18 protein-coding genes are annotated in these 22,743 nt (G+C 72.9%); 12 read left to right on the forward strand and 6 right to left on the reverse strand.

The features are described 5' to 3' along the window. The 8 genes from ABR738_RS05280 to ABR738_RS05315 all read left to right on the forward strand — a co-directional run bounded on the left by ABR738_RS05280 (nt 1) and on the right by ABR738_RS05315 (nt 11,894). Complete coding sequence (locus ABR738_RS05280; protein WP_350228790.1) at nt 1-3,015, forward strand: HAD-IIB family hydrolase; 3,015 nt, start codon at nt 1-3, stop codon at nt 3,013-3,015. Next, complete coding sequence (malQ, locus tag ABR738_RS05285) at nt 3,012-5,087, forward strand: 4-alpha-glucanotransferase (protein WP_350228791.1); 2,076 nt, start codon at nt 3,012-3,014, stop codon at nt 5,085-5,087. The genes ABR738_RS05280 and malQ overlap by 4 nt, the downstream gene beginning before the upstream one ends. Continuing rightward, entirely contained in the window at nt 5,068-6,273 is a 1,206-nt protein-coding gene (locus ABR738_RS05290; RefSeq protein WP_350228792.1) for a sedoheptulose 7-phosphate cyclase, read from the forward strand. The genes malQ and ABR738_RS05290 overlap by 20 nt, the downstream gene beginning before the upstream one ends. After that, nucleotides 6,266-6,637, forward strand: a complete 372-nt coding sequence (locus tag ABR738_RS05295; RefSeq protein ID WP_350228793.1) for a dimethylsulfonioproprionate lyase family protein — start codon at nt 6,266-6,268, stop codon at nt 6,635-6,637. Before ABR738_RS05290 ends, ABR738_RS05295 begins: the two co-directional genes overlap by 8 nt. After that, the gene (locus tag ABR738_RS05300; RefSeq protein ID WP_350228794.1) at nt 6,627-7,655 is read left to right on the forward strand and encodes an ROK family protein; all 1,029 of its coding nucleotides are present in this window, start codon (nt 6,627-6,629) and stop codon (nt 7,653-7,655) included. Before ABR738_RS05295 ends, ABR738_RS05300 begins: the two co-directional genes overlap by 11 nt. After that, nucleotides 7,652-8,581 carry a sugar nucleotide-binding protein gene (locus ABR738_RS05305; RefSeq protein WP_350228795.1) on the forward strand — a complete coding sequence of 310 codons (930 nt, stop codon included), beginning with the start codon at nt 7,652-7,654 and terminating at the stop codon, nt 8,579-8,581. Before ABR738_RS05300 ends, ABR738_RS05305 begins: the two co-directional genes overlap by 4 nt. Nucleotides 8,582-8,655: 74 nt before the next feature. Then, nucleotides 8,656-10,146: a GMC family oxidoreductase gene (locus ABR738_RS05310; protein WP_350228796.1), complete on the forward strand. Its 1,491-nt coding sequence runs from the start codon at nt 8,656-8,658 to the stop codon at nt 10,144-10,146. Nucleotides 10,147-10,322: 176 nt separating this feature from the next. Beyond that, nucleotides 10,323-11,894, forward strand: coding sequence for an AMP-binding protein (locus ABR738_RS05315; protein WP_350228797.1), 1,572 nt, complete (start codon nt 10,323-10,325; stop codon nt 11,892-11,894). A gap of 70 nt (nt 11,895-11,964) precedes the next feature. On the opposite strand, the gene ABR738_RS05320 is transcribed toward ABR738_RS05315, so the two are convergent. After that, nucleotides 11,965-13,509 (reverse strand): immunity 49 family protein, encoded by a 1,545-nt coding sequence (locus tag ABR738_RS05320; RefSeq protein WP_350228798.1) that lies wholly within the window; start codon nt 13,507-13,509, stop codon nt 11,965-11,967. Nucleotides 13,510-13,648: 139 nt separating this feature from the next. Here ABR738_RS05320 and ABR738_RS05325 point away from each other — a divergent pair, with 139 nt between their 5' ends. Next, nucleotides 13,649-14,578 (forward strand): aldo/keto reductase, encoded by a 930-nt coding sequence (locus ABR738_RS05325; protein WP_350228799.1) that lies wholly within the window; start codon nt 13,649-13,651, stop codon nt 14,576-14,578. Nucleotides 14,579-14,754: 176 nt separating this feature from the next. Here the strand turns inward: ABR738_RS05325 and ABR738_RS05330 are convergent, their stop codons facing one another. The 4 genes from ABR738_RS05330 to ABR738_RS05345 form a co-directional block, all read right to left on the reverse strand. Next, nucleotides 14,755-16,935: a TerD family protein gene (locus ABR738_RS05330; protein WP_350228800.1), complete on the reverse strand. Its 2,181-nt coding sequence runs from the start codon at nt 16,933-16,935 to the stop codon at nt 14,755-14,757. Between the two features lie 297 nt (nt 16,936-17,232). Further along, the gene (locus ABR738_RS05335) at nt 17,233-17,592 is read right to left on the reverse strand and encodes a hypothetical protein (protein ID WP_350228801.1); all 360 of its coding nucleotides are present in this window, start codon (nt 17,590-17,592) and stop codon (nt 17,233-17,235) included. Between the two features lie 167 nt (nt 17,593-17,759). Then, nucleotides 17,760-18,212 (reverse strand): hypothetical protein, encoded by a 453-nt coding sequence (locus tag ABR738_RS05340; RefSeq protein ID WP_350228802.1) that lies wholly within the window; start codon nt 18,210-18,212, stop codon nt 17,760-17,762. 62 nt (nt 18,213-18,274) lie between these two features. Next, the gene (locus tag ABR738_RS05345; protein WP_350228803.1) at nt 18,275-18,757 is read right to left on the reverse strand and encodes a hemerythrin domain-containing protein; all 483 of its coding nucleotides are present in this window, start codon (nt 18,755-18,757) and stop codon (nt 18,275-18,277) included. Nucleotides 18,758-18,829: 72 nt separating this feature from the next. On the opposite strand from ABR738_RS05345, the gene ABR738_RS05350 reads away from it, so the two are divergent. The 3 genes from ABR738_RS05350 (at nt 18,830) to ABR738_RS05360 (ending at nt 20,651) form a co-directional block, all read left to right on the forward strand. Further along, on the forward strand, nt 18,830-18,952 hold the full coding sequence (locus tag ABR738_RS05350) for a hypothetical protein (RefSeq protein ID WP_350228804.1): 123 nt from the start codon (nt 18,830-18,832) through the stop codon (nt 18,950-18,952). 11 nt (nt 18,953-18,963) lie between these two features. Beyond that, on the forward strand, nt 18,964-19,323 hold the full coding sequence (locus tag ABR738_RS05355) for a hypothetical protein (protein ID WP_350228805.1): 360 nt from the start codon (nt 18,964-18,966) through the stop codon (nt 19,321-19,323). A 137-nt stretch (nt 19,324-19,460) separates the two neighbouring features. After that, nucleotides 19,461-20,651: an acetyl-CoA C-acetyltransferase gene (locus ABR738_RS05360; RefSeq protein WP_350228806.1), complete on the forward strand. Its 1,191-nt coding sequence runs from the start codon at nt 19,461-19,463 to the stop codon at nt 20,649-20,651. Between the two features lie 135 nt (nt 20,652-20,786). On the opposite strand, the gene ABR738_RS05365 is transcribed toward ABR738_RS05360, so the two are convergent. Next, nucleotides 20,787-22,259: an MFS transporter gene (locus ABR738_RS05365; protein WP_350228807.1), complete on the reverse strand. Its 1,473-nt coding sequence runs from the start codon at nt 22,257-22,259 to the stop codon at nt 20,787-20,789. Nucleotides 22,260-22,743 lie beyond the last annotated feature (484 nt).

A 22,743-nucleotide genomic window follows, 5' to 3' on the forward strand; every position in this document is an offset into this window, starting at 1 on the left:
GTGCACATCATCCATTTCGCCTTCGAGTGCGGCGGGTTCGACCACCGCCTGATGCGCGGCGGCCTGTCCCCGCTGGTGTGGAACCTCTCGCGCGAGTACGCCGCCCGCGGCCACCGGGTCTCGCTCGTCACCCCCGCGCACGGGCTCCTCGACGCGCTGCGGCGCGATCACCCCGTCGAAGAGCTCGACTACGTCCACGAGCACGCGGTCCCGCTGGTCCTGGACCCCAAGGTGTGGCCGGACCGGCCGGGCGAGATCAGCCTGGAGCTGACCACCCGTGCCCACCGGCTGCGCCTGGACGGCGTCGATGTGTACTTCCTGTCCGACGCCCACCTCGACCTGCTGCCCGACCGGCTGTATCCGCCGCCCGGCACCGAGGGGCAGGACCTCGCCCACTTCAAGCCGCTGGTCTTCCAGGTCGCCGGAGCCCACTTCATCCAGTGGTATCTGCGGGGCGGGGAAGCGGTGGTGCACGGCTTCGAGCCGTACTACCACTACCTGCTGCCGGCGCTGTTCGCCGGCGACCCCTCACTTCGGACCGTGAGCACGGTCGCGGCCAACGCGCCCGTCACGCGCAAGGTGTACCGCCCGCAGGTGGAGCGGCTGCTCCAGCTGTTCGGGGTGCGCGTGGACCTCGACGCCCTCGAGGAGACGCTGCCCGCCGAGGACACACCGGAGGCGACCTTGCGGCGCGCCCTGGCCGGGACTCGCACGCACGTCGAGTACGGCCCCGGCCATGTCGCCTTCCTGCCGCTCGTCCTGGCCCACGCCGATCTGGTCGACTTCGTCTCGCCCGGCCAGCTCGACCACTGCGCCACGTTCCGGGACACCCCGTTCGAAAGTCTCTTCCGTACGCTGCCGTTGTCCCGGATGCTGCGTGAGCAGGCGTCGAAGCTGCTCATGGGCGGCTGCGGCATATCCGACAGCTGGCTGGCGCGCGATCCCGGGGCCGTGGACCGCGCGGCGGTGCTGCGCTCCCTCGGTCTCGATCCCGCTCTGCCGGTCTTCTACCACGCCGCCCGCTACGCGGTGCACCACAAGGGCCAGATGGAGCTGGTCCGGGCCGTCGAGCAGGTCCTCGACGGGGGCACGCGCGCCTCCTTCCTCCTGCGCTTCGCCACCGGCGGAGGCGGCCAGGACGCACCGGTCGCCAACGCGTACTTCCAGAGCGTCGCCGACCGCCACCCGGGCCGTATCCATCTGGACTGGCGCCTGGCCGACGAGGACACGCTGTTCGAGCAGGCGGCGTGCGCCGATTTCTGTGTCTTCCCCTCGAAGTTCGAACTCGACGGGTTCCTCATCGCCCAGGCGGAGGCGATGGCGTGCGGCGCGGTGCCGATCGCGACCGCGCAGAGCGTCACGGCGCACTTCCGGCACGCGTCGGCCCAGGACGATCCCCCGGCCACCGGGTTCTGCGTGCCGGGCTCGTTCCGTGACGACGACAACGGCCTCACCCGCGCGCTCGCCGAGCGCCTGCGCGAGGCCGCTGACCTGCGGCGCACAGCCCCCGGCGACTACGCGCGGCTTTCGCGCGACTCCCGTACGCTGGCGGGTGAGTTCACCTGGTCACGGAGCGCGGACCGGCGCCTCGCGGCCTTCGAGGACGTCCTGCGCGGGCGGCCCAGGACCTTCCCGGCCACGGACGCGATCCGGTACGGGTGGTTCGACACCTTGTCCGCCGCCGACTGGGAGCGGCACCGCCGCGCCATCGGGGAGTCGGCCGAGGCCCTGGGCGACACGGCCGCCTACAGCCGGTGCGCGCCGCTGGACGACGCGGCGCGCGAGCGGCTTTTCGAGGCGGCCCACGCCCGGGCCGACTTCGCCCGGTGCGCCGAGACCGCGCGGGCCGCCGGACGCGCGGACTGGGCCGCGCGCCTGCGCGAGCGGTGCCGCACACGCCAGGACGGCGCCGGACGCCTGCACGTCACGTACACACACCCCCGGGCGCGGCACGTGGAGGTGGCGGTGCCGGGCGTCGGCGCCCCCTCGACGGGAGTGGAGTCCGCCGCCGAGGCGGCTGCATCGGACGAGCCCGTGCCGAGGAGCCAAGGGATCGTCCTGGCGCCGCTCGCACCCGTGGGGGCGGGTGTCTTCCGGGGGGTCCTGGAGGGGCCGCCGGTGGGGCGGAGCCTGCTCGTCATGCTGACCCTGGATTCGGGGCGGGTCACCTGGGACACGGTCCCGGTCGAACCCGCGCCCGGCGCTCCCCCGTACCGCCTGGTCGCCACCGACCTCGACGGCACGTTGCTGCGGGGCGACCAGACCGTCTCGGAGCGCACCTCGCGCGCACTGGCAGCGGTCGCCGCCGCCGGCGCGCTGCACCTGGTGGTGACCGGCAGACCCGCCGCCGCCTGCAAGCAGTATCTGGCCGCCATCGGCTACCGGGGGCTCGCCGTCTGCGGCCAGGGCGCCCAGCTCTACGACGCCGACGCCGACCGGCTGCTCAGCTCCGCCCCGCTCGACCTCGACCTGGCGCGCGCGCTGGTCGAACGTGTCGAGGCGCGTCTTGGCCCGCTGGAGCTGGGCGTGGTGACGGCGCCGCCCGAGAGCCGCTTCAAGGTCACACCCCGGTTCGGCGAACGCGTCCGGCACGGCTGGGACGTCACGACCGACCGGGGGCTGCTGTGGACGGAGCCCATCGACAAACTCGTCCTGCACCACACGAGCGTGCCTGAGGACGAAGTAGCCCGCACCGCACGGGAGTTGGGCGGTGACACAGTGACCGTCACACATTCGGTGCGGGGCATGGTGGAGGTGTTGCCGCCCGGCACCACCAAGGCGGCCGGGGTGGCGCGGGCGGCCCGGCTCCTCGGGTGCACGGCTGCCGAGACCATCGCCTTCGGCGACATGCCCAACGACATCTCGCTGCTCGCCTGGGCCGCGCACGGCGTGGCCGTCGCCAACGCCCATCCGGCGCTGCGGGCGATGGCCGACGAGATCGCTCCGGGAAACGACGAGGACGGCGTCGCCGTCGTCCTCGAACGTCTCTTCGGCGACCCGGCGGGGGCCCGGTGAGCGAGATCCTGCGCGAACTGGCCCGCGCGCACGGCGTGTCCACCTCCTACACCACCGACCGGGGCCACCGCGTCGAGGTGGCCGGGGACACCCTGGTGGACGTGCTCGCGGCCCTCGGGGTGAAGGCGGGCGACGAGTCCTCGGCCCGCGCCGCGCTCACCGCCCACCGCGACCGGGCCGCCACCCCTCCGCTGCCCGGCTGCGTCGTCGTGCGCGAGGGCGATGTGCCCCAACTCGCCCTGTCAGCCGCATGGTTGACCGAGGTGGAGCTGGAAGGGGGCGGCCGCGCGCCGCTGTCGGGCTCGCTGCCCATCGGACGCCACACCCTGCGCGCCTCGGCGCACGGGAACGAGCAGGGCGTGCCGCTGCTGGTCGTACCGCGACGGCTGCCCGTGCCCGCCGAACGGCACTGGGGGTTCTTGGTCCAGCTGTACTCGGTGCTGTCCCGGCGCTCCTGGGGCATGGGCGACCTCGGAGATCTGACGGAGCTGGCGTCCTGGTCGGGGCGGGCGCTGGGGGCGGATTTCGTGCAGCTCGGGCCGGTGCACGCGGCCGAGCCCGGCGCGTTGCGGGACCCCTCGCCCTACCGCCCCAGTTCGCGCCGGTATCCCGACTGGCTGCATGTGCGGGTCGAGGCGGTCCCGGAGTACGCCCACCTCACGGGCGAGGCGCGGCGCACCGCCGACGAGTGCGCCGCACGGGCCCGGGCCCTGAACGCGGACGTCCTGCGCGGCGCCGCCCTCATCGACCGCGAGGCGGTGCGCTCGCTCAAACGCGAGGCACTGCGCGCGGTGCACCGGGTACCGCTCCCGCCCGGGCGGGCCCTGGCCTTCGCCCGGTTCGTCGCACGCGAGGGCGAGGACTTGCGCGACTTCGCCACCTGGTGCGCGCTGGCCGAGGTCCACGGCGGGGCGTGGCGGTCCTGGCCCGAGGCCCTGCGCGATCCGCGTTCGCCGGCCGTGGAGCGGGCCCGGCGGGAACGGGCCGCCGAAGTGGACTTCCACCGCTGGCTCGCCTGGGTCGCCGACGAACAGCTCGCGGGCGCCCAGGCGGCCGCCCGGGAAGCGGGCATGGCGATCGGGCTGATCCACGACCTGGCGGTCGGGGTCGCGCCGGAGGGCGCCGACGCGTGGGCCCAACAGGACGTCCTGGCGCCGAGGATGAGCGTCGGCGCGCCGCCGGACGACTTCAACCCGCGCGGCCAGGACTGGGGCCAGCCGCCGTGGCGCCCCGACCGGCTCGCCGCCTGCGGCTACCGGCCGCTCGCCGGGCTGCTGGGGGCAAGCCTGCGGCACGCGGGCGCGCTGCGCGTCGACCATGTGATGGGCCTGTTCCGCCTGTGGTGGGTGCCCGAGGGGCGGACGCCCACCGAGGGCACCTATGTCCGCTATGACGCGGATGCGATGCTGGGCGTGCTGACACTGGAGGCGCACCGGGCGGGCGCCGTCGTCATCGGCGAGGACCTGGGCACGGTCGAGACCTCCGTACGCGCCTCGCTCGACGAGCGCGGGATCCTCGGCACGTCCGTGCAGCGCTTCGAATACCTCGGGGGCCCGCACGGCCGCGACGGGCCGCTCCCGCCCGGCCGATGGCGGCGCGACTGCCTGGCCACGCTCACCACGCACGACCTGCCGACGACCGCCGCGTGGCTCAGCGGCGAGCACGTCCAACTGCGGGACCGGCTCGGACTGTTGACGCGACCCCGGGCCGTCGAGGAGGCCGAGGCGAGGGCCGGGCGCGCGGGCTGGATGGCGGAGCTGGCGCGGCTCGGGCTGCTGCCCGACCCGGACGGCGACGTCGTCGCGCTGCACCGTTTCCTGTGCCGCACCCCGGCCCGGCTGCTGGGTGTGTGGCTGGCGGACGTCACCGGCGACCGCAGGCCCCAGAACATTCCCGGCACGGCCGCCGAGCACCCCAACTGGCGGCTGCCGGTGAGCGACGAGCGGGGACACCCCGTCCCCCTGGAGGACCTTCCGGGGCAGCCCCTCACGGCGGCCCTGGCCCACGTGTTCACGGATCTTCGACGAGACCGTGAGAAAACTGAGGAGACAGATGTCAGGCCAGGTTCTTGACCGGGTCGGCCACCCGCCGACGGGGGTCCGGGAGGATCCCGGGGGCTTCGATCTGAGAGCGCCGGAAGGCACCCGCTACCGGGTCGATCTCACCGCCGACGTGTTCGGGCCGCGCAACGCGCTGCTCGCCGACCGTCTGGAGGGCCGGCGGGTGGTGGCGTTCGTCAGCCCCACCGTCGAGCGGCTGTACGGCGGGCGGCTGCGCGCCTATCTGGGCGCGCACGCCACCGGCCGGTGGACGCTGCACGTCATCCCCACGGGCGAACACCACAAGACGCTCGGCGCGGCGGAGCACATCTGCGCCCTCGCCAAGTCCGACGGACTCGACCGGCACGGCGTGATGCTCGCTGTCGGGGGCGGCATCGTCGCCGATGTCGTCGGTTTCGCCGCGTCCATGTACGCGCGGGGTGTGCGCTACATCAAGGTCAACACCACTCTGGTGGGGCAGGTCGATGTCGGGGTGGGGGTCAAGACGGGCGTCAACGCCCTCCAGACGAAGAACATGTTCGGCGCCTACCATCCGGCGCACGCCTCCCTGAACGATCCCGCCTTCCTCGCCACGCTCGCCGACCGGCAGATCCGTTGCGGGCTCGCCGAGATCGTGAAGATGGCCGTGATCCTGGACGGCGACCTCTTCCGGACCCTGGAAGAGCACCCGGACGCCTTCCGCCGGCCCGGGGCCAACGGCGTACGCGACCGTGCCCGGGTCGATCTGGAGACGTACATCCTGCGGACGTCGATGCGGCTGATGATGGAAGAGCTCTGCCCCAACCTCCAGGAACACGACCTGGCCCGGCTCGTCGACTTCGGCCACACCTTCAGCCCGCTCGTCGAGACGGCCGGCGGCCACCGCCTTCAGCACGGCGAGGCGGTCGCCGTGGACATGGCGCTCTCGGCGCATGTGGCGCGTCTGCTCGGCCTGGCGGACGACGAGACCTGTGAGCGGATCGTGGGTCTGCTGCGGCGGATCGGGCTGCCGGTGTTCGACCCGCGCACCTGCACACCGGAGTTGATGACGCAGGCGCTGCGTGCGTCCTGGCAGCGCCGGGGCCGCAAACTGCACCTCGTCGTGCCGACGGCGATCGGCAAGGCGGCGTTCGTGGCGGAGCTGGAGGACGTGCCCACGGACGTCCTGGAGGCGGCGCTCGCGAGCCTCGCGGCGCGGGGAGGACGGCGCGATGCCTGAGCCCGTGGTCAATCTGCGCGATCTGCTGGCGGCCAAGGAGCGGGACCACGGGGGGCTCGGCACGATCCTGGCCCACCGCGTCTTCGCCCGCCGCCCGGGCGGCCACGGCGCGGACTTCATCGACCTGGCCGTGCTGGCGCCGGGCACGTCGATCGGCCGGCACCGGCACGGCGAGGACCGCGAGACCTACATCGTGCTGGACGGCTCCGGTGTCATGTACCGCGACGGCGAGGAGTTCCGGGTGGGCCCGGGCGACGTGGTCGTCAACGACCCTTACGGGGAGCACGGGTTGCGCAACGACGGTGAGCGACAGCTGCGGCTGCTCGTCTTCGCGACGGAATGCGGTGAGCGCGATGCCGGCTGACCAGACGTTCACCGTGCTGGACGTGGGCGGCACCACGCTGCGGGTGGGGAGCTTCGATCCCGTCACCGGTGTGCTGTCCCGGGTGCGCCGGGTACCGGTCGAGGGCATGCGGGGCGCTCCCGACGCACCGGTCGGCGTGCTTCAGCGGCGGGTGGTGGAGCAGATCGTGCGCGAGATGGAGGCGCACACGGGCGGCGCGGCGCCGAGGGCTCTGGGCGTGGCGTTCGCCGGGCCGGTCACGGCCGGGGGCCTCGTACTGGCCGCACCCACCATCTGGGGGCGGCGCGCTGATCCCCTCCCGCTGGCGGACCTGCTCACCCGGCGCATCGGAGCGCCGGCCCTCGTGGTGAACGACCTGACGGCCGCGGCCTGGCGGTACGCGGCCCACGAGCCCGGGGATTTCTGCCTGATCACCGTCAGCTCCGGCATCGGCAACAAGGTGTTTCGCGGCGGCGAGGTCCTGCTGGGCACCGACGGCCACGGCGGGGAGCTCGGCCACTGGGTCTGCGACCTGTCCCCCGACGCGCCGCTGTGCGACTGCGGCGGCCGCGGGCACCTGGGGGCCATCGCCTCCGGGCGCGGTGTGCTGGCCGCGACCCGCCGCGCGGCGGCGACCGATGGGGCCGCCTTCCGCGCCTCCGCGCTCGGCGCGCTGTGCGCGGGCCGCGTGGAAGGCGTGGACAACCGGGCGGTCGCGAAGGCGGTGCGCGCGGGCGACCCCTTCACCACCGAGGTGGTGCGCGGCACGGTGACCGCCCTCGCGCAGGCGATCGGCGCAGTCTTCGCGTCGATCGGTGTCGCCCGCTACCTCCTGATGGGTGGTTTCGCGCTGGGGGTGGGCGAGCCGTATCGCCGTCTGCTGGTGGCCGAGCTGCGGCGGCTGGGCTGTTTCGGCCTCGACGCGGAACAGATCGACGCGATGGTCTCGCTCGGCGTGGCCGACGACGACCACGGGCTGATCGGTGTGGGCCGCTGCCTCGCCGGCCACGCGCCCCTCCCCGCGCGGGCGTTCTCGTGAACCAAGACGCCACCCTCGTCGTGGGCAGCGGCCTGATCGGCACCGCGACCGCGCGCGGGCTCGCGGCGGCGGGCGGGCGCGTGACGCTCGTGTCGCGCCGCCCGCCCGCCCGGCCGCCCCAGACGTACGGGGCCCGGTGGCGCGCTCTGGACGCCACGGACCTGGAGGCCTGCCGGCACGTGCTCGCCCGTGTGCGTCCCGGCCGGATCGTCCTGGTGCACGGGCCCTCCGACGTCACGTGGTGCGAGGACCATCCGGCCCGGGCGCGCGCCGCACACGTCGCCGCGGCCACGGCCTTCGCCACGCTGGCGCCGGACGCGCGCATCGTCCTGATCTCCACCGACAACGTCTTCGGTGGCGCCTCGTTCCACAACACCGAGCGCACGGCCGTGTCTCCGGCGAACGCCTACGGCCGGGCGAAGCTGGCGGCCGAGGAGGCGCTGCTCGCCACGGCCGCGCGAGCCGTGGCCCTGCGGGTCAGTCTGGTCTACGGCCACGAGCCGGCCGACGCGGGCAAGTGGCTCAACTTCTTCGCCGCCTGCGCCCACCGCCTGCTGCGCGGCGAGCGGATCGAGGCCCCCGACGACCACTGGACGACGCCGGTGCTCCTTGACGACGTCGTCCGCGTGACGGCGGCGCTCCTGGACACGGACCACCCCCTGCCGCCGGTGCTGCACCTGGGCGGCCCCGACCGTCTCACCCGCGCCGAGTGGGCGACGGACATCGCGCGGGCACTGCGCCTGCCGACGGATCTGGTGACACCCGTGCCGAAGGCCCGTACGCGCTACGCCTCCCGTCCGGCCAACGCCTGCCTCACCAGCGAACTGCTCGGCGCGCTGCCCGCCACCGCCGCCATCGGCCTGCGCGGCACGCGTGCGGGGGCGCGGCTGCTCGCTCCCGCGTTCCTCAAGGCCACGGCCCGTTGAGCACACCCGCCCACAGCGCCCACCGGCCGCCCAGCGGGCCGGCTCCCGGGCGACGACATCCCATCGGAGCGACCATGACCAGTTCCCCTCTCCCGTCCGGCCACGACGTCGTCGTCCTGGGCGGCGGAGTGGCCGGATGCGTCCTGGCGGCGCGTCTGAGCGAGGACCCCCGCCGGTCGGTGTGCCTCGTGGAGGCGGGCCCCGACTACGGACCCGGGCAGCAGGGGTGGCCCGCCTCCCTGCTCAATGCCCGCGCCCTGCCGCGCGACGACGTGTGGGAGCGCCACACCGCCTTCTACCGCATCCGGGCCCGGGTCCTCGGCGGTTCGTCCTGCGTCAACGGCGCCTGGAACACCTGGGGTTCAAACGCCGACCACGCCGAGTGGACGCGCGCGGGCGGCGAACGGTGGTCGGCGCCGGCGCTGGAGCCCTACCGGCGCCGCGCGGTGGACCGTATGCGTCTGCGCGCCGCCCCGGACGAAGAGCTCTCGGCGTGGGCATCGGCCGCGCTGGAGGCGGCCGGTGAACTGGGTTATCCGGAAGTGGACATGGGCGCCCCCGGCGCGCCGGGCCGTGGCCGGCCGCTGCTCAACGCGGTGGACGGGGTGCGCTTCAACGCCGCCCTCGCCTACCTGGACGCACAGGTGCGGGCGCGGCCCAACCTGACGGTCCTCAGCGGCGCCCTGGTGGACCGGCTGGTCGTCCACGGGGGCAGGGTCCGTGGCGTACGCGTCATCCTGGACGGCCGGCCCTCGACGCTGGTGGCGGACACCCATGTGCTGGCCTGCGGCACCTACGGCTCCCCCGCCGTGCTTCTGCGCAGCGGCATCGGACCTGAGGCGCACCTGAGGTTGAACGGCATCCGGTGCGAGGTGGATCTGCCGGGCGTCGGCGCCAACCTATCCGACCAGCCTGGTGTCTTCGTGCCGCGCTCCCCCACCCCCGAACTGGACGCGGCCCTTGCGGCCGGCGAGGCGGCGGGAAACCTCTACGTCAGCCGCATGCTGGTCCGCGCCGCCGGCGAGTACTGCCCCGACGGCGCGTGGAATCTGCACCTGCTCCCCACGGCGGGGCCGCCGCTGTTCGGCAAGCTGGCGCCGGGCCGGTACGAGGCCGGGATCTCCGCCTTCCTGATGAAACCGGTCTCCCGTGGACACGTGCGGCTGCGCTCGGCCGATCCCTGCGAGCCGCCCGTGATCGAGCCCGCCTTCCTGACGGACCCGGACGGCCGGGACGCGGCGGTGCTGCGCTCGGGACTGCGCAAGGCGCAGCAACTGGCCGACGCCCTGGCCGAGTTGGCCGGCCCCAGCGATCCGGTACCGGCGCACACGCTGTCCGACGCGGACCTGCGCGCACGGGTCGGGACCTACTGGCACCCGGTGGGGACCTGCGCCATGGGCCCGGCGGACGAGCCGGGGTCGGTGACCGACGGACAGGGAGCGGTGTACGGCGTGCGGGGCCTGCGGGTCGCCGACGCCTCCGTGCTGCCGACCGTTCCCGCCGCCAACACCCAACTCCCGGTCCTGGCCGTCGCGGAGATGCTGGCCGACACCCTGCGCGCCTGACCCGACAGCCCACCCCGAGCAGGCCCGACGACCACTCAAATCAAGCCACCGGGCCCCAGTTGGAGATGTCGATCCGTCGCCACTACGCTAGCTTTGGTTGCCTGTAGCAACCAAGAGTTAAGGCGGCCCCTGCCGCTCCGCGTGACCGGCGTGCCCAGCGCCAGAAGGAATGCACCATGTCATCAGAGACCCAGGCCTTCCGTCCGTACGTAACGGAGAATCTCCAAGCGCTGGAGACGGATCCCCGGCGGGAAGTCCTTTTCCATCAGGGGCGCCGGGTCACGGCTGGCGAGTTCCGCGACCTCGTGCACCGCATGGCACGGGCGCTGCGCGCGCACGGCGTCGACCGGGGGCAGACCGTCACGCTGCTGTGCGGCAACCTGCCGGAGACCATCGCCGTGCGGTACGCGGCCCATCTCATCGGGTGCCGGGTCAACCACCTCTACAACAAGCTTTCGGCCGAATCGCAGGCCGCCATCGTGCGCGACGTAGAGACCCGCGCCTTGGTCGTCGACCCCCGCCACGTGGAACGGGCCGCCGAGATCACCGCGTTGGCGCCCGTGCCGGCCGTCCTCGTGCTCGGCCCGGTGAAGCCGGTGGCCTTGGGCGCGGCGGACGCGGTGGGCGTGGACCTCCTGGAGCTCGCGGCCGGACAGCCGGCCGAGGCGGTGGTCAGCACTGCGCGGCCCGACGACGTGTGCACGATCCGCCACACGGGCGGCACCACCGGCCACCCCAAGGGCATCTGCACCACCTATGAGCAGGTCCGCGCCTTCCGGAAGACGACGGCGGACTCCGAGGAGCAGCCCCCGAGGCTGCTGGTGTGCACCACCCTCGCGCACGCCGCGGGAATGATCACCGACTCCGTCCTGCGCGACGGCGGATGCGTCGTGCTGCTCGAGGACTTCGACGCCGCCGCCGTTCTCGAGGCCATCGAGCGCGAGCGCATCACCCATCTCTTCCTGCTGCCGCCCCTGCTCTACCAGCTGATGGACCACCCCGACTCGGCCGTGCGCGACACGTCGTCCCTGCGCAGCATCTCCTACGGGGGCTGCCAGTCCTCCCCCGCCCGCATCGCCGACGCCATTCGCCGCTTCGGCCCGGTGCTCGTGCAGTTCTACGGCCAGAACGAGGCCGGCGGCATCAGTCTGCTCACGCCCGAGGACCACGACCTCGATCGCCCGGACCGGCTGCGCTCGGCGGGCAAGGTGCTGCCCGAGGTCGAGGTGGCCATCCGCGACGAGAGCGGCCGCGACCTCCCGGTGGGTGAGCACGGCGAGATCTGCGTACGCTCCGCCATGCTGATGAAGGAGTACTGGAAGCAGCCCGAGCTGACCGCGCGGGTGCTGCGGGACGGCTGGCTGCACACCGGGGACATCGGATTCCTCGACGCCGAGGGGTACTTGACGGTCGTCGACCGCATCAAGGACATGATCGTGGTCGTCGGCGGCCATGTGTACACCACCGAGCTCGAGGACCTGCTCAACTCGCATCCCGAGGTCCAGCAGAGCGCCGTCTTCGGGGTCCGGGACGCCGACCGCATGGAGCGGGTGCACGCGGCGGTGGTCCCGGTGCCCGGCAGCGCCCTCGACGCGCGGCAGCTGCGCGATCTGGTCCGTGCGCAACGCGGCGCGATGTACGAGCCCGCCGACATCACCTTCGTCGACGCGCTGCCGTTGACCGACGCCGGCAAGCCCGACAAGAAGCAGCTGCGCGCCGTGGCCGAGCGGGAGTTCAGCGCGGTCTGACCTCCCGGGGTTCGTGGGCGCCGGACGAGCCGGCGCGGTCGGGCCGCGCCGGCCGCCGGGCGCGGCCCGCTCACAGGATGTCTTCGACCCGTTCCCGGTTGAGCAGGTACGTGGGCAGGTACGGCAGGCCGGGGGCGAGCGGGAAGTCGTAGTCGTGGGCGAGGCTCGCCATCGCGAGCGGGCCGAGTGCCACCACCGCGCGCGGCGCCCTGGAGTCGCCCCAGTGGGCGGCGTGCTGTTCGACGGCTTCGGCGAGCGTCCGGGTGAACGCGTCGTGGTCGGCCGCGACGACGGCGTGGAAGAGGGCGACGGGCGCGTAGTCGATCCGGTTCACGTAGTCCATCGGCGCGTGCGTCACCGCGTCCGGCGTGGTGGCCCGCATGGTGGCGAGCAGTTTGCCCACCGTGTCGTCCATGGGCCGGCCGGAGAAGAACGATTGCAGGGTGTCGGCCCAGTGCAGGACGTACTCGTCCACCGAGTCGTCCTCACGCAGCCGATCGAGGGGCACGTGGCACAGGCGGCCGATCCGCTCCCACTGGCGGCACACCAGCGCCAGATACAGGGCGTCGAGCCAGGCCCGGGCGTCAGCGGGCGGTTCGGCGGGCAGGGCGGCCAGCGGCGCGACGAGGTCTTCGCCGAGGTGGCACTCCTGCGCTTGCGCGCCGGTGAACCACGCGGATCCCAGCCGCACCGAGGTGGCCCAGGCGTTCCAGGTCTCCGGGAGCGCCGCGTGCGGGTCGGCCGCACACTGGGTGAGCGCCAGGGCCATGGCCGCGCCGAACGCCTCACCGGGCCGCGCCTCGTCCTGCCCCAGATCCGCGATCAACTGGGCTGTCGTACGGGCCAGTTCGGCGCTCGAGGGCGGCATCGCCCGGGCCGAGGCGCGGGTGGCGAGGCGTCCTGAGCGGTCCAGGCGGAGCAGACCCGTCATGACGGCGAGCAGGTGCTCCGGCGGATCGAGGGAGAACGTCCGCGCGTCGTGATCGATCCTGGAGAGCGAGACCATGCGGCCCCGGTGCCACCAGTGGACCCGTGGCGAAAGCGCGGCCTCGCCACTGTCCTCGTACGCGCCGAGGGCGTACGCGGCCAGGCTGTTGAGGGCGTCGACCACCGACCCGTCGGCCATGGGGTGGTAGACGAAATGATGCCGGCTCGGCATCGCCACCAGTGCGCCCTCGTCGGGGAGGGGATCGCCGGTGAGGTCGCGGACCGTCTCCGGCAGGTAGAGGACCTTGCTCGCGACGAAGTGCGAGTCGCCATGGACGGAGTGCAGCACCGTCCCCGACCCGACGGCCACTTCCTCGTGTTCGGCGGGGACAGCCATCAAGTTCCGGTACGCCGCCGCGCCCAGCGTCTCGGGCTCCACCCTTCGGACGTCCGGGTCGGTCAGGACGCGTACGGTGTCCGGCAGGTCCAGGGCGTAGACGAAGACGAGCCCGTCCGTCACCATCCGCGCGTAGCTGAGCACGCCGGCCAGCTCGGGGGTGACCGAATCCACGGACAGCAGCCGGGGGTGAGCGCCGCCCAGCAGCTCCTCGACGCTGTCCCCGCCGAGGCGTTCCTCGCCCTCGCCGTACTCGCGCGGACCGAGACCGTGGACGTGCTGTGATGTCATCCCGGCAACTTTACGAGACGTCCGCGCGGCGGGGCGGGGCAGGGCCGGGCGGCACGGAGCGTCGGCGCAGCACCGCGCGCGGGACTTGCCGGCATGCCTTCGGGGGGTGGCGGCGCGGGGAGTCGGAGAGGATGGGCCCATGAAGACCATCGCCTTCCCCCAGACCGAACTGCGGGCCTCCAATGTCGTCCTGGGCCTGATGCGCATCGCCGGACTCGAGGACGAGGACATCCGCACCCTGTACGGCAGTGCGCGGGACGCCGGGATCAACACCTTCGACCACGCCGACATCTACGGGCCCACGCGCCACGCGTGCGAGGAGCGCTTCGGCGGGGCCCTCACGCTCTCCCCCGCCGAACGCGAGTCGATCGTCATCCAGAGCAAGGTCGGCATCCGGCCCGGGTTCTTCGACTTCTCCAAGGAACACATCGTGCGGACCGCCGAGGAGTCGCTTGCCGCCCTCGGCACCGACTATCTCGACGTGCTGCTCCTGCACCGCCCCGACACCCTCGTGGAGCCCGAGGAGGTGGCAGCGGCCTTCGACGAACTGCACGCGGCCGGCAAAGTCGTCAACTTCGGCGTCTCCAACCACACACCCGGCCAGATCGAACTGCTCAAGACGGCCGTCAGGCGTCCGCTGGTGGCCAACCAGGTCCAACTGAGCATCACGCACTGCCCGTTGATCGCCTCGGGGATCGCGGCGAACATGGGCGGTCTCGACCAGTCCATCGACCGCGACCACGGTCTCCTTGACTACGCGCGGCTGCACGGCATCACGCTCCAGGCATGGTCACCGTTCCAGAAGGGCTTCTTCGACGGGGTCTTCATCGGCGACCGGGACAACTACCCGGAGCTCAACCTGGTCCTGGACGAACTGGCCGCGAAGTACGGGGTGACACCGACAGGCATCGCCGTCGCATGGATCACGCGTCACCCGGCGAACATGCAGGTGGTGCTCGGCACCACCAACCCGGCCCGGGTCGCGCAGTCCGCGGCGGGCTCGGACCTCCCCCTCACCCGCGAGGAGTGGTACCGCCTCTTCCGCGCCGCGGGCCACACACTCCCGTAGCCGGCACACCGCAGCGTGGCCCGGACTCCCGCTCCGGCCCCCCATACGCGACGACGCCGGGTGCCTGGTGGCATCCGGCGTCGCGTTGTCGTGCGGGCGAGGAAAGCGGAGGGACTATTTCAGTGGAAGAGGAGAAGGAAGCCCCTCCATGGCCTCGCCGTGGCTCACGTTAACAGTCAGGCCGGGATCATGTCGCGCAGGTTTTCCGGCGTGAAGACGCGGGAGTCCGGGTGGAGGCCGTCCGGGCGTTCCAGGCCGATGTAGGTGACCGGGTCCGAAGGCGGCATGGCGCCGTCCCACAGGGTCGTGGCGGTGGCGCGGCCGGCCAGCAGGTCCGTGAGGTGGCGAACCGTCAGCGACTGGCGCTCGACGATGCCCCGCAGCAGGGTCGCCACCGACACCCGGTTCGCCTCGACCCGGTTGGCGCTCGGATTACCCCTGAGGTACAGGTGCAGCCACTTGGCGTGCCAGCCGCCGTCGGCGTCCCGTATGAACGCCAGCGGCAACGCCACCCGGCCCGGGCCGCGCAGGTCCGACTTCGCGCGCACCGTGCGGGGCTCGAAGGGGCGCCCACCCTGGTCGACGTCGCGTGTCATGAAGCCGAAGAACGACTCCTCGGTCTCCTCGAAACCTTCGCCCGCGAAGATGTTGACCTGCGGGACGATGTAGGTGCCGCGCACGGCGCCCAGGCGCAGATCGATGAACTCCGACGCGCCGTCGGGCGCGGCGGTGATGTCACCGGAGTGCCTGCCTTCCAGCTCGGTGAGCGCGGTGTAGGAGAGCCACGCCACGGTCTGGTACTCGGCGTCCAGGAGCAGGGCCGAGAGGTCGTAGTCCGTGGTGTGGTGGGCCTGCTTCCAGTACACGAAGAACCGCAGCAACTCGCCGCTGACCGGGGAGAGGGACCCCCGGGGCAGCACGCCGAGGCCGGCCGTCGTCGCCCTGCCGCTCAGCGGGAGCGCGACGTCCAGGGCGGCCGGGTCGATCAGCAGATGGCCCGGCTGCGGCAGGCGCCGGCTCAGTTCGGCGTCCAGGGCACGGGCCAGGCGGTCGCGTTCGGCGGCGGGCACGGCGGCCCGGGTGTCCTCGGTCACCCACGCCCGTCCGCGCCGGTTGACGAACACCCGGCTCGCGCCGTCCGCGTGCTGCCCGCCACGGTTGTGCAGGTGCTCGCGCACGGACAGCAGAACCCGCCCCGCCACCTGAGGGGCGACCCGCTCGGCGGCCTCGGCCACCGCGTCGCGCTCCTCCTGGGTGGCGCAGACCCGCAGCAGCCGGTCAAGGGAGCGGAACAGTTTGCCGGGCGCGGCCGTGAGCAGCCGTGCGGCCCCGGTGACATCGCCCGCCGCGAGCAGTTCCTCGACCCGGCCCTCGAGACCGGAGACGCGCGACTCGCCCCGGGCGACGGCGAACACGTCGGCTGCGTGCGGCCAGCGCGCCCGGTACTCGTGCGCGTGCAGACGTTCACCGAGCCGCTTGAAGGCCTCCCGGTGCGCGGCCACATCGGCCAGCTTGGCCCGGGACGACGCGACGACGGCGTCGAGGCCCGCGAGCAGGGCGCGCCGCACGGCCCGCGAGGGTGAGCGCAGACGCGTCGGCGTGGTGAGCGTCACGTCACCGTCCGACAGCGCGCACGCCAGGCGCAGCACATCGGTCACCGTGTCGAGAAGGAGTTCGGCGCCGGCTTCGATACGGGCCCGGTTGATCACGGCACGGTTCTCCCGCACGGCGATCGTCTCGGGCTGGGGGCCGTCCACGCAGTGCCGGGCGAGCACGCCCAGGTCGAGCAGGTGCTCGTCGCCCAGCGGCGTGGTGCTCGTGGCCAGGGCCAGATACAGGGCGCCGACCTCCTTCTGCGGCGCGCCGCCCAGATGCAGCACCGTCACACGGTCCCCCGCCGAGGCGATGAGCTCGTCGTGCGCGGCGAGCAGGTCGGCGTACGTGTGCTGGTACGTGCCGTACGAGGGCAGCGTCAGCAAGTCGACGACTTCGGCGCGGAGTTGACCGAGTGTGGCCTCGCGTGTGGTGTCGCCGGCGAGTGCCTGCGCGACGCACCGCTGCCAGAACTCATGGGTGTCCGGCACCTTGGCCGGGAAGTCGATGAAGTACGTGTTGTGCCGGACGTGGTCACCGGTCATCGCCCGGACCGTGTCCAGCGTCCGCCCCGCGATGTCGAGGACCGTCTCCTCGGACAGCGCCGCCAGGTGTCGCAGCAGGTCCGCCGAGAGCTTGAAGCCGACGGACATCAACGCCACGTCGAACTGCCGCGCCGCGGCGGCCCCGTCCCCGAGGGGACCGGCGGGAACGGGAAGACGGCGAGCATGCCGGACGACCAGGGATTCAAGGGGGTGGACCATCCGGACATGCTCGCAGAGCGGCAGGGCCAGGCGCACCGGGGTTTCGGCTCAGCCGGCGCTCTCCCCCGCGCCCTGCGCCCGTCGCGCCCGCAGCCGGGTCGCGGGCGGCGGTCACCAGCAAGGACGACGGCGAACAGGGCCCAGCACATCCACAGGGGCGGCCCCGCCGGCACGGTCACCGCGACCACCGTCAGGACCGAGCCCACCGCCACGACGACCGTGACCGGGTTGTCGTCACGGTCCCGTACGCGGTTCCCGCGCCCCTTTTCGCAGGCCCGGTTGAGCCGCCCGGCCCGATCAGGAGCGCGACGCGGGCGCCGGGGTACGGACGCCGCACACCGCGCAGAGGGCCGCTCCGGCCAGGGAGAGCAGGGTCAGCGGGGTGACCCAGGACGGGACCAGTTCGACCGTGCCGCCGTCGGGCCAGCGGCACACCGTCGAGGGGAGGAAGGCCCGGGATTCGATGGTGATGCCCGCGTTCGCGCCGTCCCGGTAGGAGAGCGCGCCGTCCCGCTCGGCGCGGGCTGCGGAGCAGGGCCGGGTGGACCGGGTGTCGAACCCGCTCATGTCCCCCACGGCGACGGTGATCGCCCCCACGCACAGGCACAGCACCGCCGCCTCACCGAAGCGGCCGGAGCGGGTTCGCGCGTACGCCAACCTGCGGGTCGCGAGGAGGTGGAGGGCCTTGACGACGAGAAGGACGCAGGCGGCGAGGGACGAGAGGATGACGGCGGCGAAGATGACGGGCTCCCGCGGTGGCCCCGGCGACGCCCGGCCGGCGGGTCCGGTACCGGGGTCTGCGCCGGGTCGGTTCGGCCGCCAACCTACCGGGTGGGCCGCCCGCGCCGCCCAACTCCGTCCGCCCGCACACGCGTTGACGCGTGGGCGTCCGGTGCAAAAGCGATGGCGAAGGGGCGGGAGGTGGCAAGGAGCCGGGCGCCGCAGGACGCCTGGATCCAGTACGTCCCCCGGGGCACGTGCGGCACGGTCACGGTCGTACCGCCTCGGTGCGCGTCGACCTCGGCGGCCAACTGCGAGACGGTGCCGCGCCATTGGCACGCGGTGACCAGCTTGAGGCTGACGGAGGGATGCTCGTGTCCCGGAAAGCGCAGACGCCACAGGACGGGTCGCCGGGTGCCGGGGACCCACGCGGCGGAGCCGGCGGGCGCGTACACGTCCAGGAACTCCGGCTCGGCCGAGGGGGCCCACTCGGGCACGTCGCCGGGGCTCGTCGCCGCCTCCCAGGCCCGGTCCAGGTCATGACGCGCGGGTGCCATCCCGCTCCTTTCGCTCCGCTCGGCCCCCCGCGCCCGCCGGTCCTTCGGGGGCGGACGGGAATTCACGCGGCCACCGTGTCCCACTCACCGCGCCGGCTCGGGCGCTGCGGCCGCTGCGGCGCCCGTTCGGCGAGCATCGCCATCCACGCGCCGATCTCCCGCAGCTCCTTGCGTCCCACGACGCTCCTGACGTGCGGGAACCACGCGTCGTCCTCGGCGTCCATGTGCCGTTCCACCAGGTCCATCATGAGACGGGCCTTGGCGTCGAAGGCGATGTCCTCGGGGCGCATCTCATGCAGCTCCGCCGCGAGCACTTCGATGATGTGGTGCTCCTCGCGCAGGGTGAGGATGGTCCGCTCGGTCTCGGGAGCGAGGACGGACACCCGGGGGTACATGCCCTCGCACTCGATGTACGCGTACACCGCCTGCACCCGCACGAGCCGGCGGACCACGTCGGGGTCCTGGCAGGCGCGGTAGGAGCGGATCAGCCGCCTGATCTCCTTGTGGCCTTCCCGCAGCATCACGATCGCGTCAGTGGTGGGCATGCACAGCTCCCCAGGGGCTCAGGACTCACTTCCGTACCAGCGCGATACCCGACAAACCGGGCAGTCACACGTATGGACGCCTTGCACTACATGGTGTCATCGGGTGGGCACGGTGTGTACTCGTTCGGCCTGGCGCGGGCGGCCGCGTTCCGCTCCGGTGCCGCCGCCGGGTCCCGCCGGGAAGGCGACGACTAGAATCCCTTGCCATGTCGAAGCCTGACGAACTGCTTGTTGACGTCGCCGCTCTGGTGGAGTCCGGGCACAGCAATCAGATGTCCTTGACCGTGGTCGCCGGTGGCGCCGTCCTCACGGGGCGGCTGGCCCCCGAAGCCGTCTGGCGCCAGCGCGTGTCGGAGGTGCTTGCGGACTCCGACACCCTCGGTGACTTCTCCGCCGTCTTCACCGGCCCCCCGAACCAGGAAGGACCGCCCCGGTATCTCCACTTCCACGTGGCGCGGATCCTCCAGGGACCGGTGGGGATCCCGGAGACGGGCGGGATGTACCGCGTGGCGATCGAGGACGTCAGTGCCTGGAGCATGGGGGACGTCAGCTACTTCGACCACTGAGCGGTGACCGGCCGGGCGGGCCGCCCGCCCGCCCGGCTGTGCCCTCGCTCACACCCTCAAGCGGGGCACTTCACGGGCCCAACTCGTGGGTAATGTAGCCGTGTTGTGGTCCACAACTCCTACCCTCGGAGGACATCGTGTCCGGTTCCGTCATCCTCGCTGGGGCCCGCACCCCCACCGGTCGCCTGCTCGGGGCTCTGAAGGACTTCTCCGGTGCTCAGCTCGGAGCCGTCGCGATCAAGGCGGCCCTGGAGCGCGCCGGGGTGGCACCCGAGCAGGTGGAGTACACGATCATGGGGCAGGTGCTGACGGCGGGCGCCGGCCAGATCCCGGCCCGCCAGGCCGCCGTGGGCGCCGGCATCCCGATGAGCGTCCCGGCGCTGACCGTCAACAAGGTGTGCCTCTCCGGGGTCGACTCCATCGCCCTGGCCGACCAGCTGATCAGGGCCGGCGAGTTCGACCTGGTGGTGGCGGGTGGCCAGGAGTCCATGTCGCAGGCGCCGCACGTGCTTCCCCACTCGCGCGCGGGCTTCAAGGCCGGCGACGTGCAGATGATCGACCACATGATCCACGACGGCCTGTTCTGCCCGTTCGACCAGGTGGGCATGGGCGTCTCGACCGAGAAGTACAACAGCCGCTACCCCGGGGTGACCCGCGAGAAGCAGGACGCCTTCGCCGCGGCCTCGCACCAGCGGGCCGCCGCGGCGGCCGCCGCGGGGCGCTTCGCCGAGGAAATGGCGCCCGTCACGGTCCCCCAGCGCAAGGGCGACCCCGTGGTGTGCGACGCCGACGAGGGGGTGCGCCCGGACACCACGACGGAGGTCCTGGCGAAGCTGCGCCCCGTCTACGCCGCCGACGGCACCATCACGGCGGGCACCGCCTCCCAGATCTCCGACGGCGCGGCCGCCGTGGTCGTGGCGAGCAGGGCCAAGGCCGAGGAGCTTGGTCTGCCCTGGATCGCCGAGATCGGCGCCCACGGCGTGGTGGCGGGGCCGGACGCGAGCCTGCACGAGCAGCCGTCGAACGCGATCAGGGCCGCGCTGGCCAAGGCCAAGCTGGAGGTGTCCGACCTGGACCTGGTGGAGATCAACGAGGCGTTCTCCGCCGTGGGCATCGTCTCCACCGAGCAGCTGGGCCTCAGCCCGGACATCGTCAACGTCGACGGCGGCGCCATCGCACTCGGCCACCCGATCGGCGCTTCCGGCGCCCGGCTCGTCGTGCACCTGGCGTACGAGCTGCGCCGGCGTGGCGGCGGCCTCGGCGCGGCGGCGCTCTGCGGTGGCGGCGGGCAGGGCGACGCCCTCCTGATCCGCGTGCCGTCCGCCTGACCCGCGACCGCTTGATCCGCGTGCCGTCCGCCTGACGGACGGGGCCTCGCGATCCCGACACACCGGAGCCCCCAACTCCCCTGATCCGTCAGGGAGTCGGGGGCTCTCGGCGTCGCACTCCGCCCCACTCGACGGTTACGGGGCGGGCGTGGCCCCGCTGTCCTGCGAGGCCGGGGCCGGGGCCGGGGCCGCAGGCGCGGGCTTCGGCCTGAGCACGATGAGCATCGTGCACACCACCGCCGCGCACAGGATGTTCACGGCCATCGCGGCGTCGTAGACGTGGTGGAAGGACGGGATTCCGCCGGGGGCCGAGCCCGACGCCATGATCGAGGCGAACCCGGCGACGCCGACCGAACCGCCGACCTGGCGCACCGTCAGTGTCATGCCGAGCCCGCCGGCGAACTTGGCCGGCGGCACCGTCCCGGCCGCGAGCGAGGACAGACAGGTGATGGCGAGGCCGAGACCGCCACCGCCCAGGATCGACGCGGGGAGCCAGCCGCCCAGGAAGTTGGGGGTGGCGCCGAAGAGACTCGACGCCCAGATGGCGTTGCTGCCGGTGAAGGACAGGGCGCCGAGCACGGCCACCTTCACCTGGGTCGTGGGCCGGCTGAGCCGGCCGGCGGCCAGGGAGCCGGCCATCGAGGAGACGGCCCCGACGCTCAGGGCGCCGGCCGTCGTGAGGACCGACCAGTGCCAGATGTCGGCCGCGAACAGCGGAGCGGCCAGCATCCAGGCGAACATGGTCATGTTGAGCAGGCCGAGGCCGAGGTTTGCGGTGCGGAAGACGGGGCTGCGCCAGACCGACATCTCCAGGGCCGGCGCCGGATGGGCGCGCGAGCGCAGCACGGTCACGCCGACCAGCGCGAGGCCGACGAGGCCGAGCCCGATGGTGCGGGCGTCCGTCCAGCCCCAGGTGTCCCCCTCGGTGAGCGCGCTGACCACGCCGCCGATGCCGAGCGCGAGCGCGACGCTGCCCACCGCGTCCGGCAGCCGGTCGCCGGTCCCGCGCCAGCGCTGCTTCGGCAGCATCACCACGGCGGCGATCAGCATCGCGCCGCACAGCGGCAGGTTGATGTAGAACACCGAGCGCCAGCCGAATGCTCGCAGCAGCAGGCCGCCGGCGGCCGGTCCGATGACGGCGGAGAAGCCGGCCACCGCCGACCAGGTGCCGACGGCGCGGGCGATGCGTTCGCGCGGCGTCGTGGCGAGGATCAGGCCGAGGGCGGCCGGGATCATGCCGCCGGCCGCCGCGCCCTGGACGACGCGCGCCGCGATGAGCCACCAGATGGACGGGGCCACGGCGCAGACGAGGGAGGCGGCGGTGAAGGCGGCGAGGGACCAGATGAAGACGGTGCGCCGGCCCACGCTGTCGGCGATCCTTCCGGCGGGCGTGAGCACGGCCGCGAGCAGGATCGTATAGCCGCTGAGGACCCACGTCATGGTGTTGAGCGACGTGCTCGGGAAGTCGGCCAGGATGTCGGGGAAGGCGATGCTGATGATCGAGAGGTCGAGGAAGGCCATGAAGCTCGCGCCGCTGCACAGTGCCAGGACGCGGGCGGGGCTGACCTCCTGCGATGCGCGTATGGGCTCAGCCGGCTCGTCGGGCATTGCGGTCCCCTCGGTTCGTGTGCGACGTCGAACTCGCCTGCGGTCCAACTCCGCGCGTGGGGAGGTTGGTTGCGGCGCAGCAGCCGAAGCAAGTGTGCCCGCGTCCTTGTCGGGGACGGGCCGAATCATGTGACTGCCGCATGTGACGACCATCACTCGGCATTCACTCGAAGATCTTTCCCGCCATGCCTTGCGGTGGCTCTCTCAGCAGGCCAATGATGGGTGGGCCCGGTGGACGACCGGACCGACGGCGGGGGCGTCGCCGCCCCCGCACACAGCAGCACACGCGGGCCGTCACCTCCACCGACGCACGCCCGCACTCACGCACCGCACGTTTCCGTGGCACCACACCGTTCGAGTACGACAGCACCAGCGCGATTTCGGCTACTCAGCAATTGGCGTACTGACATACCTGACAGCGCGGACGACTCACACGCATACGACTGCTCGTGAGGCGGACGCCGCTCGATCTCGGGGGGATCGG

The organism is Streptomyces sp. Edi4 (assembly GCF_040253615.1).
GTDB lineage: Bacteria > Actinomycetota > Actinomycetes > Streptomycetales > Streptomycetaceae > Streptomyces.

Coding starts and splice junctions, on each gene's coding strand:
- ABR738_RS05290 (WP_350228792.1), top strand. CDS start 5,068: ATGTCAGGCCAGGTTCTTGACCGGGTCGGCCACCCGCCGACGGGGGTC.
- ABR738_RS05295 (WP_350228793.1), top strand. CDS start 6,266: ATGCCTGAGCCCGTGGTCAATCTGCGCGATCTGCTGGCGGCCAAGGAG.
- ABR738_RS05300 (WP_350228794.1), top strand. CDS start 6,627: ATGCCGGCTGACCAGACGTTCACCGTGCTGGACGTGGGCGGCACCACG.
- ABR738_RS05310 (WP_350228796.1), top strand. CDS start 8,656: ATGACCAGTTCCCCTCTCCCGTCCGGCCACGACGTCGTCGTCCTGGGC.
- ABR738_RS05315 (WP_350228797.1), top strand. CDS start 10,323: ATGTCATCAGAGACCCAGGCCTTCCGTCCGTACGTAACGGAGAATCTC.
- ABR738_RS05320 (WP_350228798.1), bottom strand. CDS start 13,509: ATGACATCACAGCACGTCCACGGTCTCGGTCCGCGCGAGTACGGCGAG.
- ABR738_RS05325 (WP_350228799.1), top strand. CDS start 13,649: ATGAAGACCATCGCCTTCCCCCAGACCGAACTGCGGGCCTCCAATGTC.
- ABR738_RS05330 (WP_350228800.1), bottom strand. CDS start 16,935: ATGGTCCACCCCCTTGAATCCCTGGTCGTCCGGCATGCTCGCCGTCTT.
- ABR738_RS05340 (WP_350228802.1), bottom strand. CDS start 18,212: ATGGCACCCGCGCGTCATGACCTGGACCGGGCCTGGGAGGCGGCGACG.
- ABR738_RS05345 (WP_350228803.1), bottom strand. CDS start 18,757: ATGCCCACCACTGACGCGATCGTGATGCTGCGGGAAGGCCACAAGGAG.
- ABR738_RS05350 (WP_350228804.1), top strand. CDS start 18,830: ATGGACGCCTTGCACTACATGGTGTCATCGGGTGGGCACGGTGTGTAC.
- ABR738_RS05355 (WP_350228805.1), top strand. CDS start 18,964: ATGTCGAAGCCTGACGAACTGCTTGTTGACGTCGCCGCTCTGGTGGAG.
- ABR738_RS05365 (WP_350228807.1), bottom strand. CDS start 22,259: ATGCCCGACGAGCCGGCTGAGCCCATACGCGCATCGCAGGAGGTCAGC.